The 17,738-nt window shown below is 64.5% G+C and carries 14 protein-coding genes; 3 read left to right on the top strand and 11 right to left on the bottom strand.

Annotated elements, in window-relative coordinates:
• Nucleotides 1-121: 121 nt before the first annotated feature.
• The 7 genes from secA to mtrA all read right to left on the bottom strand — a co-directional run bounded on the left by secA (nt 122) and on the right by mtrA (nt 10,655).
• A complete protein-coding gene (secA, locus tag M1E01_RS06780) occupies nt 122-2,866 on the bottom strand; it encodes a preprotein translocase subunit SecA (RefSeq protein WP_457974301.1) in 2,745 nt (914 codons plus the stop codon).
• A gap of 84 nt (nt 2,867-2,950) precedes the next feature.
• Nucleotides 2,951-4,177 (bottom strand): winged helix-turn-helix domain-containing protein, encoded by a 1,227-nt coding sequence (locus tag M1E01_RS06775; RefSeq protein ID WP_457974300.1) that lies wholly within the window; start codon nt 4,175-4,177, stop codon nt 2,951-2,953.
• A gap of 29 nt (nt 4,178-4,206) precedes the next feature.
• Nucleotides 4,207-4,932, bottom strand: coding sequence for a ribosome hibernation-promoting factor, HPF/YfiA family (hpf, locus tag M1E01_RS06770; protein WP_457974299.1), 726 nt, complete (start codon nt 4,930-4,932; stop codon nt 4,207-4,209).
• Nucleotides 4,933-5,121: 189 nt separating this feature from the next.
• Nucleotides 5,122-6,018 (bottom strand): ComF family protein, encoded by an 897-nt coding sequence (locus M1E01_RS06765; RefSeq protein WP_457974298.1) that lies wholly within the window; start codon nt 6,016-6,018, stop codon nt 5,122-5,124.
• Nucleotides 6,019-6,119: 101 nt separating this feature from the next.
• The gene (locus tag M1E01_RS06760; protein ID WP_457974297.1) at nt 6,120-7,832 is read right to left on the bottom strand and encodes an LpqB family beta-propeller domain-containing protein; all 1,713 of its coding nucleotides are present in this window, start codon (nt 7,830-7,832) and stop codon (nt 6,120-6,122) included.
• Nucleotides 7,829-9,694, bottom strand: a complete 1,866-nt coding sequence (mtrB, locus tag M1E01_RS06755; protein WP_457974889.1) for an MtrAB system histidine kinase MtrB — start codon at nt 9,692-9,694, stop codon at nt 7,829-7,831. The genes M1E01_RS06760 and mtrB overlap by 4 nt, the downstream gene beginning before the upstream one ends.
• 286 nt (nt 9,695-9,980) lie before the next feature.
• On the bottom strand, nt 9,981-10,655 hold the full coding sequence (gene mtrA, locus M1E01_RS06750) for an MtrAB system response regulator MtrA (RefSeq protein WP_400478792.1): 675 nt from the start codon (nt 10,653-10,655) through the stop codon (nt 9,981-9,983).
• A 164-nt stretch (nt 10,656-10,819) separates the two neighbouring features.
• Between mtrA and M1E01_RS06745 the strand changes: the two genes are divergently transcribed.
• On the top strand, nt 10,820-11,617 hold the full coding sequence (locus M1E01_RS06745; RefSeq protein WP_457974296.1) for a DUF4166 domain-containing protein: 798 nt from the start codon (nt 10,820-10,822) through the stop codon (nt 11,615-11,617).
• 57 nt (nt 11,618-11,674) lie between these two features.
• On the opposite strand, the gene M1E01_RS06740 is transcribed toward M1E01_RS06745, so the two are convergent.
• The gene (locus M1E01_RS06740) at nt 11,675-12,712 is read right to left on the bottom strand and encodes a hypothetical protein (RefSeq protein WP_457974888.1); all 1,038 of its coding nucleotides are present in this window, start codon (nt 12,710-12,712) and stop codon (nt 11,675-11,677) included.
• 18 nt (nt 12,713-12,730) lie between these two features.
• A complete protein-coding gene (locus tag M1E01_RS06735) occupies nt 12,731-13,219 on the bottom strand; it encodes a chorismate mutase (protein ID WP_457974295.1) in 489 nt (162 codons plus the stop codon).
• 213 nt (nt 13,220-13,432) lie between these two features.
• Between M1E01_RS06735 and M1E01_RS06730 the strand changes: the two genes are divergently transcribed.
• Nucleotides 13,433-14,092 (top strand): NADPH-dependent F420 reductase, encoded by a 660-nt coding sequence (locus tag M1E01_RS06730; protein WP_457974294.1) that lies wholly within the window; start codon nt 13,433-13,435, stop codon nt 14,090-14,092.
• 78 nt (nt 14,093-14,170) lie between these two features.
• On the opposite strand, the gene mnmA is transcribed toward M1E01_RS06730, so the two are convergent.
• Together mnmA and M1E01_RS06720 are read right to left on the bottom strand one after the other, a co-directional pair.
• Nucleotides 14,171-15,292: a tRNA 2-thiouridine(34) synthase MnmA gene (mnmA, locus tag M1E01_RS06725; RefSeq protein WP_457974887.1), complete on the bottom strand. Its 1,122-nt coding sequence runs from the start codon at nt 15,290-15,292 to the stop codon at nt 14,171-14,173.
• A gap of 150 nt (nt 15,293-15,442) precedes the next feature.
• Nucleotides 15,443-16,672 carry a cysteine desulfurase family protein gene (locus tag M1E01_RS06720; RefSeq protein WP_457974293.1) on the bottom strand — a complete coding sequence of 410 codons (1,230 nt, stop codon included), beginning with the start codon at nt 16,670-16,672 and terminating at the stop codon, nt 15,443-15,445.
• 148 nt (nt 16,673-16,820) lie between these two features.
• Between M1E01_RS06720 and M1E01_RS06715 the strand changes: the two genes are divergently transcribed.
• Nucleotides 16,821-17,699 carry a DMT family transporter gene (locus M1E01_RS06715; protein WP_457974292.1) on the top strand — a complete coding sequence of 293 codons (879 nt, stop codon included), beginning with the start codon at nt 16,821-16,823 and terminating at the stop codon, nt 17,697-17,699.
• Nucleotides 17,700-17,738: the final 39 nt, after the last annotated feature.

Genomic DNA, 17,738 nt, shown 5'->3' with positions numbered 1-17,738 from the left:
GATGAGCAGCGGAGCTGCCAAGATCAACGAAGGACCCGGGCGATCCGCCCGGGTCCTTCACCAGGTCCTGTCAGTCCAGTGTCCTGCCAGGGACCCTCGTCCTGTCTGCCAAGGGTCCGCCTTAGCGCTTCTTTTTACCGTCCCGGCGGTTCTGGTCCCGGCGGCTCTGCGTCGCCGCCTTGGCAGGGTTTCCTGACCGTCCCGCTGCCCGGCCCTCAACACGGGTCTGCGTACCGCCGCCTTCTGCCGGGGCGGTGTACTGCAGTTGCGCGGGCTTTTCCGGCGCTTCCAGCCCGGCGGCACGGATCTGCGGCTCGTGATGCTCGGTGTGGCCGCCGTCGGCGTCAGCCACCACGACATCCTCCGCGGGGGTCACCTCCACCTCGAGGTTGAACAGGAACCCGACGCTCTCCTCGCGGATTGCCTCCATCATGGCCTGGAACAGGATGAAGCCCTCACGCTGGTATTCGACCAGCGGATCGCGCTGCGCCATCGCCCGAAGGCCGATGCCCTCCTTGAGATAGTCCATCTCGTACAGGTGCTCCTGCCACTTCCGGCCGATGACGGAAAGGACCACGCGCCGCTCCAACTCGCGCATGCTCTCAGAGCCAATAGCTTCCTCGCGGGCCTGGTACACCAGCCTGGCGTCGGAAAGGATCTCCTCCTTGAGGAACTCGACCGTGATGCGCGACTTTCCACCCGCTTCGTCGATCACGTCGTGCGGTGTGACCGTGACGGGGTAGAGCGTCTTAAGATTCGTCCAGAGCTGGTCGAAGTCCCAGTCGTCGCCGTTGCCTTCAGCAGTCGCTTCGTCGATGAAGGCGTTGATGGTGTCTTCGAGGAAGAACTGCACCTTTTCATGCAGGTCATCGCCCTCCAGAATCCGGCGGCGGTCACCGTAGATGGCTTCACGCTGACGGTTGAGGACGTCGTCGTACTTCAGGACGTTTTTGCGCTGCTCGGCGTTGCGGCCTTCCACCTGGCCCTGGGCCGAGGCAATGGCGCGGGAGACGAGCTTGGATTCCAGTGCCACGTCATCGGGCACAGAGCTGTTCATCAGACGCTCGGCCGCTCCGGAGTTGAACAACCGCATGAGGTCGTCAGTAAGCGAAAGGTAGAATCGGGATTCGCCAGGGTCGCCCTGGCGCCCCGAGCGGCCGCGCAGCTGGTTGTCGATACGGCGGGACTCGTGCCGTTCAGTGCCAAGCACGTAGAGCCCGCCCAGGTTCAATACTTCCTCGTGCTCTTCCTTGACTGCCTGCTTCGCGGCGGCCAGGGCCTGCGGCCATGCGGCCTCGTATTCCTCGGAGTTCTCCTCCGGATCCAGCCCCCGCTTGGCGAGTTCGGCAATGGCCGTGAATTCCGCGTTGCCCCCGAGCATGATGTCGGTGCCGCGGCCGGCCATGTTCGTGGCGACGGTGACAGCGCCCTTGCGGCCGGCCTGGGCTACGATGGCAGCCTCCCGCGCGTGGTTCTTGGCATTCAGCACCTCGTGCCTGATGCCTTCCTTGGCCAGCAGCCGCGAAAGGTACTCGCTCTTCTCCACGCTGGTGGTGCCGACCAGGATGGGCTGGCCTTCCTCGTGGCGCTCGGCGATGTCCTTCACCACAGCGTCGAATTTGACCACCTCGTTCTTGTAGACGAGGTCGGGCCGGTCGATGCGCTGCATGTCCCGGTTCGTCGGGATGGCCACCACGCCGAGCTTGTAGGTGCTCATGAATTCGGCAGCTTCGGTCTCCGCCGTTCCGGTCATGCCCGACAGCTTGTCGTACATGCGGAAGTAGTTCTGCAGCGTTACGGTGGCAAGCGTCTGGTTTTCGGCCTTGATCTCGACGCCCTCCTTGGCTTCGATGGCCTGGTGCATGCCCTCGTTGTAGCGGCGGCCGGCCAGAATACGGCCGGTGTGCTCGTCGACGATGAGGACCTCGCCGTCGAGGATCACGTAGTCCTTGTCGCGCTTGAACAGTTCCTTTGCCTTGATGGCGTTGTTGAGGAAGCCGATCAGCGGGGTGTTCGCGGACTCATAGAGATTTTGGATCCCGAGGTAGTCCTCGACCTTTTCAATGCCGCTTTCCAGGACGCCGACCGTGCGCTTCTTCTCGTCGACCTCATAGTCCTTTTCCGGCTGCAGCCGCAGCACCACCTTGGCGAATTCGCTGTACCACCTGTTGGTGTCGCCCTGGGCGGGTCCCGAAATGATCAGCGGGGTGCGCGCCTCGTCAATCAGGATGGAGTCTACTTCGTCAACGATCGCGAAGTGGTGACCCCGCTGGACCAGCTCCGACTTGTCCCACGCCATGTTGTCGCGCAGGTAATCGAAGCCGAACTCGTTGTTGGTGCCGTAGGTGATGTCGGCTGCGTACTGTTGGCGCCGCGCTGCCGGGTCCTGGTTGGCAAGGATGCAGCCGCTGGTGAGTCCGAGGAAGCGGTATACGCGGCCCATGAGCTCGGACTGGTATTCGGCCAGATAGTCGTTGACCGTGACAACGTGCACGCCTTTACCGGCCAAAGCGTTCAGGTAGGCAGGAGCGGTGGCTACCAGCGTCTTTCCTTCACCGGTCTTCATTTCAGCAATGTTGCCCAAGTGGAGGGCGGCCCCGCCCATGAGCTGGACATCGAAGTGGCGCAGCCCGAGAGTGCGGGAAGAAGCCTCGCGGACAGCGGCGAACGCCTCGGGCAGGAGGTCCTCGAGTTTTTCGCCGTCCAGGTGGCGTTGCCGCAGGCGGTCCGTCTCCTCGCGCAGCTCAGCATCGGTAAACGTCTTAAAAGAGTCTTCAAGGGCATTGATGGAATCGGCATAGTTCCGCAGTTGCTTCAGGGTTTTTTTGTCACCCGTGCGGAGAAGTTTTTCGATTAGTGATGCCACGTAAAGTTGCTCCCAGTCTCATGCTGCCGAAATTCTGGCGTGTTCAGTCTACGGGAGAGACGCAAAGCACGTAGCCCTGTTCCCTCAGAGCGGATACGGCCCTCCTGCACCCCGGATGGCTGCCCGCACATCCGCGGCAAGGTCCCCTGTCGGGGACACCACCACCTCGTCCAACTCCAGCCAGCGGGCCATCAGCTGCAGCTCGGCGGCGAGTTCGACGGCGGTGTCCGCAGGAGCGCCCGGCTCACCGAAGCACGCCTTCGCCAAGAGCTTTCTTGCAGCACGGTCAGCCTTCAGGTCGACCCTCGCCACGAGGCGGTCCCGCAACAGGAAAGGCAAGACATAGTAGCCGAAACGGCGCCTGGATGCCGGGGTGTAAATCTCGATCCTGTAATGGAACCCGAAAAGCTCTTCCAGCCTCCGGCGTTCGAAAACAAGGGAATCAAACGGGCTGAGCAGGGCTCTGCCTGTTGCCGTCCTGGGCAGCCGGGCATCGACGTGCCGGAACAATTTCCGGTCCCAGCCCCGGACGGAGACCGGCTCGAGCCGCCGGCTGTCCACCAGATTCTGCACGGACACTGCGGCAGCCTTCACCGGTGTTCGGAAGTAGTCGGCAAAACATCGCACCGTACCGATACCGTGGGCCCGGGCGGCCGCTTCGATGAGCCGGTCCATGGCCGCCTTGGGCTCCGGCTTCCCGGTCAGGGCGGGGGCCGGCAGCACATCCTTGACCAGGGCATACCTGCGTTCGAACTGGTCCGTCCGGGACGCGCACGAGACGGCGCCTTCTTCAAACAGGTGTTCCAGGACGCGCTTTACTGCATTCCAGTTCCAGCCCCAGCTGACGTTTTTTCGGTCTTCCACGTGTCCGACGACGGCTGTCAGCTCGGCGGCCGTCAGCGGCTTCCCTGGGGCCAGGGCGCCAAGTATCTGACAGGTGACGTCGGCGCGCAGGGCGGGGTCCATGGCCGAGGCTCCCACCCAGGCCCGTTTCTGCCACGCGACCAGGTCCTGGAAATGCTCGGGGCGGATGAAGCTTGCTTCGTGGGCCCAGTACTCCAGCATCCGCCGGGGATGACGGCCAGCCATCTGGTGCAGAATGCCGCGGTCGTAGTTCCCAAGACGCGAGAAGAAAGGCAGGAAGTGGCTCCTTGCCAGGACGTTGACCGAGTCGATCTGGACCAGCTGGATTCGGGCAAAGGTTCGGCCCACCGTCCGTGAAGTAACGGGTCCGGTGGGCCGTCCTTTGTCCAGTCCCTGGGCTGCCAAGGCGATGCGCCGGGCCTGTGACAGGCTCAGCGTTGTGCCCATATCAGCCCTTTCGTTGTAAGGGCTCCATCCTAGGCGGTCGCGGCCGCATCATTGGAGCGGTAGGCGAGAATTTTCTCCTCGTAGGTGTTCTCACCGGGCTCACAGTAGTGGTCCAGGGTGATGACGCCGTACGTCCAGCCCCGGCGCCGGTACACAACAGAGGGCGCGTTCGTGTCCTTGTCCACGAAAAGATAGAAGTCGTGCCCGATAAGTTCCATATTGTCCACGGCGTCGTCCAAGGAGAGGGAGGTGGCCGGGAAGACTTTGCGGCGGATGAGGACCGGAGAATCCCCGGCAGGAATGTCATTGTCGACGTCGTACGGCGACTTTTCAGCTTCTTCCGGAGCAGGCTGGGTGTGGTTGCTCGCTTCTACGTAGATCGGCTGGTTGGAGCTCGCGGGCTCCAGGGTTGCGGTTGCCTCGCGGACTGCCTTGGGCGTATGCCGGCCATGATGAACCTTCTTCCGGTCCTTGGCCCTGCGGAGCCGCTCGAGGAGCTTGTTGTAGGCGAGGTCGAACGCTGCGAACTTGTCTGCGGCACTTGCTTCGGCACGGATCACGGGGCCTCGCCCCAAGACTGTCACTTCCACTGTGAGCTGGTCACCGGTCTGCCGTGCATTTGTTTCCTTCGAAACCTTTGCGTCGACCCTCTGGACCTTATCCCCGAGCGATTCGATCTTCGAGATCTTCTCGCCGGCGTATTCGCGGAATCGGTCCGAGACCGTCAGATTTCGTCCGCTGATCATGAACTCCATGGTGCCCTCCAAATGACTTCGGTGACACGACGGCGGCACTTCCGGGGACGATCTGAGACAGTCGAGCCCCTTTCCGAGCCGCTATCGAAAGGTACAACTGATCTTGGTACCCATATCCGACGTTAGTTCATAGCAACGAGTTATTCATCCTTTCGCAGTTTATTTTTTTCTATGTCCCAGGTAGCCGGCCTACGCCCGTGGGCCGGTCTCAGCAGGCGTGGCGTCCGGTGCACGGGTGGCAGCCAAAACGACGGCACCGCGCACGACTGCCCCTGCCTCCTGCAGTGCCCGGGCAGCCTCGGCGACGGTCGAACCAGTGGTGAGAACGTCGTCGACAATGATGCAGGGACGCCCCGCAAGCCCTGCCGCGCCTGCTCTCCGGGCTGCCCGCATGGAACCGCGGACCCTTCGCACCCGATCCCCCCGGCCCAGACCCTTCTGGCCGCCTGGAAGGCCGCCTCCAGCCGATGCGGGAACCCGGACCCTGCGCAGCACGTCCTGGCACTTCATGCCGCCGAGCATGCCGTCCCGGCGGAGTCGGGTCAGCAGGAGGTGCACCGGACTGAACCCCCGTTTCCGGTAGGCGCCGCCGCTGGTGGGCACCGGCACGAGCCAGATGTCGGGGCCGGCGCCGGCAGCCGCAAGCACGGCTTTTCCCAGCGCCTTCGCCAGCACGGCGCACAGCGGGCCCTGGCCGTGCCGTTTGAAGGAAAGGATCGACTGCGCAAGCTCCTCGCGGTAGATTCCTGCAGCCACCACGGGAAGCAGGACGGAGCCGTCAGTGCCCATCAAAGCCGGAGCGGCTGACTCCGCACGGAAGGGCCGCCGGGTCAGGAGCCGGACCTGGCGCTCACAGCCGGCACAAAGGGCCTGGTCCTCCTTGCCGCAGCAAACGCAGTCAACAGGTACCGCCAGTGCCATGACCTCGGTCAGCGCATCAATGAGCGCATCGGCCGCCCGCAGCCATGAGCGCCCATGTTCACGGCGGTGTTTCGCGGCCCTCAACGGCTGGGGATGCAGATCCGGGTCCGCGGCTGCAGCCTGGACAGGCGGTTCCCCAACGGCTTCCGAACGCGGTGAGTTCACGCAGCAAGCATCCCCCCAGGGCATGGCCGGGAAAAGAGCAACCAGGCGTATGTGGAGAAACCAGGGTCAACGGGAGAAACAGGACCCTGAATAGAACCCGGTCAGCCGGGGAAGGATGGATCCGTGGGTCCTTTGAGCTGCGGCGACCAGCCATTGCCCAGCCTCTGAAAGATGCCGTCCGCCGACTGCGCATAGATTTCCTCAGGACCGTTGCCCGCGCTGAGTGCTACCAGGCCCGGCCAGGGGGCCAGCTTCTGGGGTTGCGTCGAGGCCAGCGAGATCAGCTCCGGAGCGACACTGGCGGACGCGGCACCCCTCATGACTGCAACAGTCGTGTCGTTGACCCAGACACCCTGGTCGGGGCTGCCGCTGGCCCGCAGGGAGATGGGAGCCGTCAGCTCCTTCGGCGTGCCGTCAGCACCTCGGATGATCCCGGCCACCTGAACCCTCGTCGATCCGTTCTGTTCGGAAATGACCAGGGCCCTGACACCCTCGCGGGAAATCCGGAAATCCTTAACCGTGCGCCCGGCCAGCCACGACGGCGTCAGCGTCACCGCGGGGACGGTGGCGCCCGGCGCTATACCGGTGGGACGAAAGGCGGAAACCTCGGTGACTCCCTGCGCTCCGGGCCCCGCCGTCCACACCCAGTCATGCAGGCTGAAGGACGGGTGGGTCAGTGAGCTCCTGGTTATCAGTGCACGCGGAGGCTGTCCGGGAACCAGGGAATAGAGCGTGCCCCGGCCGGCCCCTAAAAAGGCCACCGACTGCGATACCGGTGACTCGGCAGGCGCGCGGGGCTTCAGGCCCGCAACGGACTGCATGTCCGGCAGCGGCGAAACCCTGTTGTTCTCGTACCGCACGAGCTCGTTCTTGTGCACGGCGATCTGGCGAGCCGGAACATTCCTGTTCTGGACCGGCGGCAGCACAGATCCGTTGTCCTCAACACGCACCAGATCCTGGTTGGCTCTCAGCTCCACGTTAATAACGTCGGGCTGGCTCCGGAACGTGAGAACCAGCTGGGTCTGCATCCGAAGCCGGTCCTCGGTGGACGCCTCGGTGAGTTCCTTCGCGGACAGATCCACCTGGGCTGCTCCCGAGACGACGGGCACGGACTCCCGCGCCAGCTTCATCCCGGACGGGAAGGCACTGACCACAGCCCCCTTGAGATACGGGGCCGGCCCCGCCAACAAGGCGCTCGTCATTGACTTCACGGTCTTCTTCTTGATGAACCAGCGAACATCGGGCACGGCATACGTGAACGTTGGATCGTAGAAGTAGATCGGATAGGCCCCGTATATGACCTTGAACGTTTCTTCCGGAATGGCGGTGCCGTCAGGGAGCTTGGAGATCCGCCATTCCCCGTCGACCTGGACCAGGGTGACGGGGATGCTCTCCTTGGTTCCTTCCGGCATCTGGGTGGCCACGCCGTCGGCATCCACAGAATAGGCGACGTCGAGTTCGTAAGTGAAGACACCCTCGACGCCGGTCTTCACCACGCGTTCGGAACGGAAGACCAGGGTCCGCTGATCAGGCTTCCAGGCGACGGATGAAGCCTGGGTGAGGTATTGGCGCGCCACGGCATAGTCATCCTCGTAACCGCTTCCCGCCAGATAGAAGTCCTCGATGACCGCTTCCGGACTGGCTCCGGTACGTGGAGCCACCGGGAAGAACACGGGCGCGTTGGGGTTCCCTGCGCTCTCGTCAGTGCTCTTCCCCACCGGTCCCGACCGGGGGATCTGTGCGCAGGAAGCGACCAACAAAAGCACGACGGCGACGATCGCCACCGCGACGGCACGCGGGTTCGCGCGCCTCATGGCCTGTCCCCCGTCGCCGCTGTTTGCTGCGCAGCCCCGGTTTCCTGTGCAGCACCGGGAACCGCATTGCCGCCCGGAACGACGCTGCCACCAGGCCCTGCGCTGTCACCTGACTCTGCTTCGTCAGCAGGCAACGTACTGTCGCCCAACACAACCACCCTGTGTTCGCGGCCGCGCGGTAAGCCAACATCCCCGGGTTCGAGCTGGAGCGGCGACTTCGTGATGGTGCCGCCCTGCTTGAGCGGCAGGGTGAGACGGAAGTTCGAGCCCTCGCCCCTGTTGCCCCATGCCTGCAGCCAGCCGTTGTGCAGCTTGGTGTCCTCCGTGGCGATCGACAATCCGAGGCCACTGCCTCCTGTGGTTCTTGCGCGGGCCGGATCAGCGCGCCAGAAGCGGTCAAAGACCCGTGCGGCTTCAGCCGGGGTCATGCCGATGCCGTGGTCCCGGACGGTGACGGCGACGGCCGTTTCATTGGACGCCACCGAGATGTTGACCGGTTTTCCTTCCCCGTGCTCCAAAGCGTTGAGCACGAGATTTCTGAGGATCCGGTCAATACGGCGGGAGTCCACCTCCACCACGATGCTTCCCTCGCGGGCATTGAGCGTGACTGGCGAGCCGTATTCTTCGGCTACCGGTGCCGCACCCTCCATGACATGCGTTATCAGCTGCACAATGTCCGTGGGCTCAGCGTCCAGCATGGCGACGCCGGCGTCGAACCGGGAGATCTCAAGAAGGTCCGCCAACAAGGACTGGAACCGCTCAACCTGGTTGTACAGCAGCTCTGCCGACCTCTTATTGATGGGGTCGAAATCTTCACGGGCGTCGTACAGCACTTCCGCTGCCATGCGGACCGTGGTCAGCGGCGTGCGGAGCTCATGGGAGACATCGGAGACAAAGCGCTGCTGCATCTGCGACAGCGTGGCGAGCTGGGTGATCTGCTCCTGAAGGCTTGCCGCCATGTGGTTAAAGGACGCCCCCAGGCGTGCTACTTCGTCCTCGCCCTTGACAACCATCCGCTCCTGCAGCTGCCCGGCGGCGAGCTTCTCTGATACAACGGCCGCATGACTGACTGGGCTCACGACGTTGCGGGTGACGTACCAGGCAATGCCGCCGATCATGATGATCAGCGCAGCGCCGCCCGCCCAGAGGACGTTTTGGATCTCGTCCAGGGTTTGCTGCGCCGTGTTCAGGTCGTAGATCAGGTAGAGCTCGTAGACCGTGCCGTTGAACGTCACCTTGTTTCCCACGGCGATCCCGGGACGATCCTCAGTGCCCACGGGGAATTCCATGGATGCCCAGAACTGCTCCTTGCCGGAATCCTGGACAGCGGAACGGAGCTCCTTCGGGATGACACTGATGGTCAGCTGGTCAGACGCCCGTGACTCAACCCATCGGTTCCGCGGCTTGGTCTGTTCCGGCATCGCCTCAAAGACGTAACGGCGCTGGATCACCGACCCCCTGCCCTCGACCGCATTCAGCGTGTCATAAACCAGAGTGATAACACTGGACTGGTCAGTGACCTGGGCGCCGTCAAAGGTGTCCTGCACCTGCTTAACATGGAACCTGGTTTCGGACTCGGCCTGGGTCAGCCGTTCGTGGAAGAGGTTGTTGGCGATCTGGTTGGACAGGTACGCCCCGACGATCGCAAACGAACTCATCGACAGCAGCAGAGTTGTCAGGACCGTCCGGAACTGCAGGGAACGCCGCCACCTGCGCTGGAGGGAGTACAGCAAGTACCGGATGCCGGGAAAGACCTTGTTGAGGCCAGTACGCACAAGCCGCAGGACGCGCAGCGAAACGATCAGGCCGCGGCGGCGCCAGATCCGCGCTTGGTGCGCCACTGCCGATAAAACAGAAGCCATGGCGTCGGTGTGTCCAGGCACGGGTCGCACACCGGATCCGGACTGGCTGCCGGTCGTACGCTGGTGGCCGGAACTGTGCTGTCCGCCTGAAGCCTGTTCCTTACCTGAGGCCTGCTCCATGCCGGTACCCGGCCCCAGGACTGACCCACGCTGCGTGTTCGAGCCATCCCGGGCGTCCACGTCCTGCCGGGCGTCCAGCTCGCGCTGCGCGTCCGGGGTCTCCCCCGTTTCCGGGGCAGCGGTCACAGGCCCTTGGGGGACCTCAGGAGGGTTCTGGCCCTGATGCTCAGGAACCTGCTTTATAACCGACACCACGAACCGTCAATACTACTTCCGGGGCTTCCGGATCACGTTCAATCTTCGACCTCAGACGCTGGACATGGACGTTGACCAGCCGGGTGTCTGCTGCGTGGCGGTAACCCCAGACCTGCTCCAGCAGCAATTCGCGGGTAAACACCTGCCACGGTTTACGCGCCAGGGCGACGAGCAGGTCGAACTCGAGCGGGGTCAGGGAGATCCGCTCGTTGCCACGGTTCACGGCATGGCCGGCGACATCGATGGTGATGTCTGCAATGCGCAGCGTCTCTGGCGCCTTCTGGTCGCCCGGGCGGAGCCTGGCCCGTACGCGGGCGACCAGTTCGGCGGGTTTGAAGGGTTTGGGCACATAGTCATCGGCGCCGGATTCAAGGCCACGGACAACGTCGGACGTGTCTGACTTTGCGGTCAGCATGACGATGGGCACATCGGACTCCGAGCGGATCTGCCGGCATACCTCGATGCCGTCGGTCCCTGGCAGCATCAGGTCCAGCAGGACGAGGTCCGGCTTCGATGAACGAAAGACGTCCAAGGCTTGCCCGCCGTCTGCACAAAAGACTGGTTCAAAACCGTCGTTGCGCAGGACAATGCCGATCATCTCCGCGAGCGCCTCGTCATCGTCAACTACCAGAATGCGTGCCTTCATAGTTATATATTCCCTTATTGCTGTTGCTTTGTCTTATTGACGCATTCCCGGCATGGCGGCGCCGGGCTCCTCACAAACTATTCTTTGCGCTCTGCGAGCAGCCCGGCGTCCTGCAGGCATCCCGTTAGGATCACCTTGAAAGCCAGTCCATGAGGAGGATTTCGATGACCGTGCCGATTTACAAACTGGCAATGGGTGAAGAGTTCAGCCGGCTGCAGCCGGAATTGCAGGACTACTTCTCGCTCGTGCCGGGTTCCGGCCACTACGGCGTTGGGGAAGGTACCTTCGATGTAGTGGGCTGCCGGCAATACTGGCTGCGCCCGCTGCTCCGGCTGACGGCCGGAGAGCAGGCTTTTTTCCCCGAGTACGGCGAAGGCGTGCCCTTCCGCATTGAAAACCATGCGCATCTGGACCCGTTCGGGCGCTCCAGCCTCACCGCCCGGCGGGAGATTTTCTTCCCGGGTTCTACGCGGATCTTCCAGGACACCACCAGCGTTGCGGAGGCTGCCCCCGCAACGGCTGCCCCGGAGGATGCCGGGGCGGAGGAAGCCGCCGCGAACCCATCGGCAAGGGCCTCGCCCGCCGGGGCCAACAGCAAGGCACGGCTCGTGGACTATGTGGGCATATACCGCCGCCTCGTTACGGATCTGCACCTCAGTGCAACACCGGAAGGCAGGCTGCGTGGAGTCTCCGAAGCGTCACGGCTCTTCCTGGGGCCGCTGCGGCTGCCCCTGCCGGGGGCGCTCGACGCCAAGGCCTACGCTGAACAGTGGTGGGACGCAGCGGATGGGGACCGGGGCCGCCACCGGATCCAGGTAAAAGTGATCCAGCCGCAGATCGGCCTGGTGCTGGTGTACGCGGGGAGCTTCGACTATCACCTGGAACCGTACCCGGACGGCCGTTCGACGCCGGGATTTCTTCCGCCGTATGCGGCGCCCCGCAGCTGGGAGCGGCGCAGCTGAGGCAGCACCGGTCCGCTCCCCGGGGGGAATGCAACGTCCCGAGGAGAGGCCGGGGCCTCAGCCCAGTGCCAGCTGGTTGAGGGCGTCGGCGGAGTGGGTCAGCCGTGCCAAAACAGCTGTAGCGTCCGAGGGCGTAAGCCCTTCCAGACCTCCAGCGGGGGTAAGCCGAAGCTCCTGGAGTGCTGCTGCCGGCAATCCGAGCTGCCGCCAGGGACGCCATACAGCCTCGGCAACCGCACGGGCTTTGGCCCGCTCCCCCATCAGATCAGCCGGCTGTTCCACCGCCAAAGCGCCCGCCCAAAGCCGCTTGCCGCTTTCTACGGCCTCAGCCAGTTGCTCCCACTGGCGCGAGGTGAGGGCCTTCAGGGGAACGGCAATGCCGTCGGCCCCGGCGGCGATAATCCGATCAAAGGGCGCTTCGATCTCAGGCACGGAAATGATAATCTCGGCCGCGCCGGCTGCCCGCAGGGCGTCGATGACCACGTGCCAGTGGTCCGTCACTTCCTGGCCCGGGACTGAGCGCAGTGTCCGGTATCCGCTGGACGTGGGGATGGTGCCGGCCAGCACAGAGGATATATCCGGTTCATCGAGCTGCACCACGAGGTCGGAGCCTGGTACAGCACCCGCCACGCGGGCGAGGTACTCACCGACGCCGGCAGCGAGGGAGGCGGCGATGTCGCGCCGGGCTCCGTAGTCGATGAGGGCCCGCTCGCCGTTGTGCAAGTGGAGGCCCGCGGCCAGGCTCAGGGGGCCGCGCAGCTGGATCTTGAATTGGGGAGCGCGGTTTTCTTCTGCGCCAGCAACGTCGGCCAGCACATTGATGTCCGTGGAGAGCGCGGACCTGGCCCGGAGGAGGTCGCGGCCCGGGCGGTCCACGATGCGCCAGCCGTGAGGCTGGACATCGACGGCCATCTCGACGAGCAAGGAGGCCGTCCGCCCGATGGCGTCCGACCCCACTCCCCGGGCGGGCAGTTCCGCCAGGAATGGCAGGTGGGGTCTGCCAAGTTCACCCCGGATGATGCGGGCCGCTTCAAGCGGATCCTGCCCTGGCCACGGTCCCAGCGCGGTGGCCGTTACCTCCCCCTGCTGGGGCATGTGTGCGGCAACCACGGCTTAAGCGTTGAGTGCCGCGGACGTGCCCGGAGCAGGAGAGGTTGGCCCGCTGCCCCGGTCTGCGGAACCACTGCCTTGCCCCGCCGTGCCACTGCCCTCACCCGACGGGCCCCGACCGGCCGCATTGTGGTCCTCGGCGATGGCCTCATGGTGGCGGATCACTTCGCCGATGATGAAGTTCAGGAACTTCTCCGCGAAGGCGGGGTCGAGCTGGGCGTCTTCAGCGAGGCGCCGCAGCCGCGCGATCTGAGCCGTTTCGCGCCCGGGGTCCCCTGCGGGAAGGCGGTGCGCTGCCTTCAGGAAACCAACTTTCTGCGTCGCTTTGAACCGTTCCGCGAGGAGATAAACAAGGGTCGCATCGATATTGTCGATGCTCGACCGGATCGACAACAGTTCCGCCATCACTGCAGGATCCACGTGTCCTGCAAGCGAACTCGCCGCGGGATCGTAGGCGTCGGTGTCAGGCAGATCATGGTTTAGCTCGGTCATGAGTCCAGTCTATGGGCACTGCCGGAAACTCCCCGGCTGTTAAGGGGCCCTGTACCGCGTAGGGGGCCGGTGTCGCGAACGTCCCGGAGCGAATAACGAGGAGCGAATAACGAGGAGCGAATAAGAAGGGGCGAATAACGAGGGGCGCATAATGGGGGCGATTTAGACGGACAATTGAAATGTCCTGCAGCCCATCGATGACGGAGGTTCGACATGAGGATCGCGGTTCTTGGTACCGGCGTGGCGGGCAGGACCCTTTCGGGAAAACTGGTGGCAATAGGGCACAGCGTCAGCATGGGGTCGCGGAGCGCCACCAATGAGACAGCTACACAGTGGGCAGCCGAGGCTGGACCGCTGGCCAAAGCAGCCACGTTTGCGGATGCAGCGGCCGAGGGCGAAGTGGTCATCAACGCGACGCCGGGCGCCGTGTCCCTCAAGGTACTTGCCGCAGCGGGCACCAGGAACCTGCATGGCAAGGTGCTGATCGACGTGGCCAATCCGTTGGACCACTCGGCTGGCTTCCCGCCGCCGCTCTCCATAGCTAATACAGACAGCCTGGCGGAAACGATCCAGCGGGCATTCCCCACTGCAAGGGTGGTGAAAGCACTGAACACCATGCGCGCAGATGTGATGGTGGCCCCGGGCCACCTCGCCGGCGGCGACCACGACGTCTTCCTGGCCGGTGATGAAACCGAGGCCAAGGACGTGGTGCGGGGGCTGCTGGCTGAGTTCGGCTGGCGGCCGGAGCACATCAGGGACCTGGGCGGGCTGGATGCGGCACGGGGAATGGAGATGTGGCTACCGCTGTGGCTGCGGATCTTCATGAGCCAGAGCACCAACAAGGCATTCAACATCAAAGTGGTCTCTGCATAGCGCGGTCAGCGCGGCAGCAGGTCAACGGGCCACGCGGGCAGCCGTCGAACGGGAAGCGACCGAGAGTACGGGAGTGACCTAGAGCTCAGCGCGCTGCAACGAACGCGCGGCGTCGATGGTCGCCTGGCCGAGTACCCGCGAACCCTGGTACAGCACAACTGTCTGGCCGGGAGCAACACCACGCAGCGGGTCCGTCAGCGTCACCACAAGCAGCTCGCGCTCGGTGCCGCTGTCATCGGCAACGCGCTCCACCCTTGCCGTGGCAGGGACGGGGTCGCCATGCGCGCGCACCTGGGCATGGCAGTCGAAGTCCTCGCCCGTGGCGACCTCGGCAATGGGCACCCCTGCCCAGGAAACCTTGATGCCGCGGATCTCATCAATGGCGAGCAGCGCTTCCGGACCCACCACAACCTTGTTCTCCTTGGGTCGGATCTCGAGCACGAACCGGGGCTTTCCGTCGGCTGCCGGCCGGCCGAGCTTCAGTCCGCGGCGCTGCCCCACGGTAAAGGCGTTTGCCCCAGGGTGCTCCCCAACCTTGGATCCGGTTTCGTCCACGATGTCACCCGTGGTCATCTCGATCTTTTCGGCGAGCCAGCCGGCGGTGTCACCATCCGGGATGAAGCAGATGTCGTGGCTATCCGGCTTGTTCGCCACGGAAAGCCCGCGCCGCTCGGCTTCGGCCCGGACCTCGGCCTTTGAGGGAGTATCCGCCAACGGGAACATCGAGTGCTTGAGCTGTTCGTGGGTCAGCACGCCGAGGACGTAGCTCTGATCCTTTGCCCAATCCGCGGCTCGGTGGAGCTGGCGGTTGCCGTCAGCGTCCTCGATCACCTTTGCGTAATGCCCGGTGCAGACGGCGTCGAATCCGAGGGCGATGGCCTTTTCCAGCAGGGCGGCGAACTTGATGCGCTCGTTGCAGCGCATGCAGGGGTTCGGAGTGCGGCCGGCGGCGTATTCGTCAATGAAGTCCTGGACCACATCTTCCTTGAACCGCTCTGAGAAGTCCCACACGTAGTAAGGGATGCCGAGAACATCGCAGGCGCGCCAGGCGTCACGGGAATCCTCGATGGTGCAGCAGCCTCGGCTTCCCGTGCGGAGGGTGCCCGGCATCCGTGACAGCGCCAGGTGGACCCCGACGACGTCGTGCCCGGCCTCGACGGCACGGGCGGCTGCAACGGCTGAATCAACTCCGCCGCTCATGGCTGCTAGAACTCGCATGTGTGCTTTCTGTGGACTGGTGGCGGGCCTGCCGGCCGGCGGCCCCGAAGAATTGCAGGAGCAGCGTGTCGGACGTGAACTTGCACTGCTCGCCCCACTATTGTATCGCCGGCCGCAATCTGGCCTAAATCGTCAGCCTGCGGCAGGACCGCGGCGCCCCGTGGTACCGGCCGTCTGGATCGAGGATTCGTGGCCCGCCATTCCGGCCTGGCGCGCACGGGTGTACGCCTCGGGCAGGGCCGCCAGGAGAGCGTCCACGTCCGCCTCCGTTGATGGATGGCCAAGCGTAAACCGCTGGGCCCCGCGCGCGGTCTCTTCATCCAGGCCCATTGCCAGCAGGACATGGGAGGGGCGCGGAACGCCGGCCGTGCAGGCGGAGCCGGTGGAGGACTCCACGCCGGCAAGATCAAGGAGGAAAAGCAGCGAGTCGCCTTCGCAACCCGGAAAGGTGAAGTGTGCGTTGCCCGGCAGCCTGCCGGCTCCGGGCGCCCCGCGGAGAACCGCCGAGGGAACGGCGTTTCGGACGCCGTCGATCAGCCGGTCCCGCAGGGCCTCGATCCTGGCAGCCTCTGAGGGAAGGTTCTTCGCCGCACTGTCGGCGGCGACGGCAAAAGCCGCGATCGACGCGGTATCCAGGGTTCCTGACCGCACGTCCCGCTCCTGGCCGCCGCCATGCTGGACCGGCGTGAGCTTGACGGCTCGTCCCAGGATGAGCGCCCCTACACCCACCGGGCCGCCGATCTTGTGGCCGGAGATGGACATGGCGTCCAGCCCGGTCGCCCTGAAATCCACGGGAATGGACCCGAAAGCCTGCACGGCGTCCGAGTGAACGGGCACCCCGGCGCGGTGTGCAATGTCCACGATGCGCTGGACCGGCTGTATTGTTCCGACTTCGTTGTTGGCCCACATGACGGTCACGAGGGCGACCGATCCGGGGTCGCGGAGGATTTCGGCCTCGAAGGCCTCAACATCCAGGACACCCTCGGAATCCACCGGCAGCCACGAGACGTCGGCGCCTTCGTGGCGTTCCAGCCACTCCACGGTGTCCAGGACGGCATGATGTTCGACGGCGGAGCACAGTATCCGCCGCCGGCTCGGGTTCTCGCTGACCCGGGACCAGTACAGGCCCTTGACGGCGAGGTTGTCGGCTTCGGTTCCCCCTGAGGTAAAGATCACTTCCGACGGATGGGCCCCGGCGGCCGCGGCAATGATTTCCCGCGCGTCCTCAACGGCACGCCTTGCGCGACGGCCAGCGCCGTGCAGGGATGACGGGTTGCCTGTCCGCACCAGTTCGCGGGTCAGCGCGGCCAAAGCCTCGGCGGCAATGGGTGTGGTGGCGGCGTGGTCCAGGTATGCAGGCACGCTCTCATTCTAGCTGCGGCAAATATTGCTGCAGCCCGGCTTTGTGGCGCCCGCCTGCTTCCTGGTTGGGGCCCTCTGATCCAGATACGGGCGGGCGGCCCAGCATCACGGATCCTGCTTCAGCTGCGGGCTACGGTACATTCGAGCGGTGAAAGCGCCCCTCTGCCTCGTCTTTGCCACGCTGTTCTGGTCGGGAAACTTTGTCGTAGGGCAGGCGGCTGTCGAGTCCATTACACCGCTTGAGCTCACATTTTGGCGCTGGACCTTTGCCGCGCTACCGCTGCTTCTCCTGGCACAGCTGGCGGAGAAGCCGGACTGGCGCGCGGTACTGCGGCGCTGGCCCTCCCTGCTGCTCCTTAGCGCCCTAGGCATGAGCACCTACACCCTGTTGCTCTACACCGCACTCGGGCACACCTCAGCCCTGAATGCCTCCCTGATCACGGCGGCCAATCCGGCCCTGATCGTAGTGATGGCCCTGTTCCTGCCTGGAGACAGGCCGGGACCGGCGGCCTGGTTTGGCATCGCGCTGGGCCTGTTCGGTGTGCTGCTGGTGCTGACCGCCGGCGATCTGCAACAGATTGCAGGGCTTTCCTTCAACCTCGGCGAACTGCTGATGCTCGGCGCGATTGTCGTCTGGGCCTTCTACACGATCATCGCCAGACGGCAGGGGCTGCCTCCAATTGCGGCCACCGCGGTCCAGGTTTCCATGGCAAGCCTGACCCTTGCGCCCGCTGCCCTGGCCGCGGGCGCCGCGCTCCCCGATAATGCCGGAGCAGGCTGGTCGCTGGCATACATCGTCATCTTCCCGTCACTCGGCGCATACCTGCTGTGGAACCTGGCCCTCAGGAGCACAAGCCCCGCCACTGCGGGAAACTATCTCAACCTGATGGTGGTCTTCACGGCGGCCATAAGCCTGCTCCTCGGGATGCCGGTGACCGTGCCGCAGGTGCTCGGCGGAATCCTCGTGATCTCCGGCGTGCTGCTCACCGGCCTCCGAAGGCGTTCGACCCAGCCTGTGGCTGCCTGATCCTGGCGCAGCGAGGCCTGTGGAACGCGACTCTCCCGG

Source organism: Arthrobacter sp. D1-17, assembly GCF_054130535.1.
Note: the sequence above shows the minus strand (reverse complement) of the source record. Positions and strands in the feature narration are given on the sequence as shown.

Coding starts and splice junctions, on each gene's coding strand:
- M1E01_RS06735 (WP_457974295.1), bottom strand. CDS start 13,219: ATGACCGAGCTAAACCATGATCTGCCTGACACCGACGCCTACGATCCC.
- M1E01_RS06760 (WP_457974297.1), bottom strand. CDS start 7,832: ATGAGGCGCGCGAACCCGCGTGCCGTCGCGGTGGCGATCGTCGCCGTC.
- hpf (WP_457974299.1), bottom strand. CDS start 4,932: ATGGAGTTCATGATCAGCGGACGAAATCTGACGGTCTCGGACCGATTC.
- M1E01_RS06775 (WP_457974300.1), bottom strand. CDS start 4,177: ATGGGCACAACGCTGAGCCTGTCACAGGCCCGGCGCATCGCCTTGGCA.
- M1E01_RS06740 (WP_457974888.1), bottom strand. CDS start 12,712: ATGCCCCAGCAGGGGGAGGTAACGGCCACCGCGCTGGGACCGTGGCCA.
- M1E01_RS06745 (WP_457974296.1), top strand. CDS start 10,820: ATGACCGTGCCGATTTACAAACTGGCAATGGGTGAAGAGTTCAGCCGG.
- mtrA (WP_400478792.1), bottom strand. CDS start 10,655: ATGAAGGCACGCATTCTGGTAGTTGACGATGACGAGGCGCTCGCGGAG.
- mtrB (WP_457974889.1), bottom strand. CDS start 9,694: ATGGCTTCTGTTTTATCGGCAGTGGCGCACCAAGCGCGGATCTGGCGC.
- M1E01_RS06730 (WP_457974294.1), top strand. CDS start 13,433: ATGAGGATCGCGGTTCTTGGTACCGGCGTGGCGGGCAGGACCCTTTCG.
- mnmA (WP_457974887.1), bottom strand. CDS start 15,292: ATGAGCGGCGGAGTTGATTCAGCCGTTGCAGCCGCCCGTGCCGTCGAG.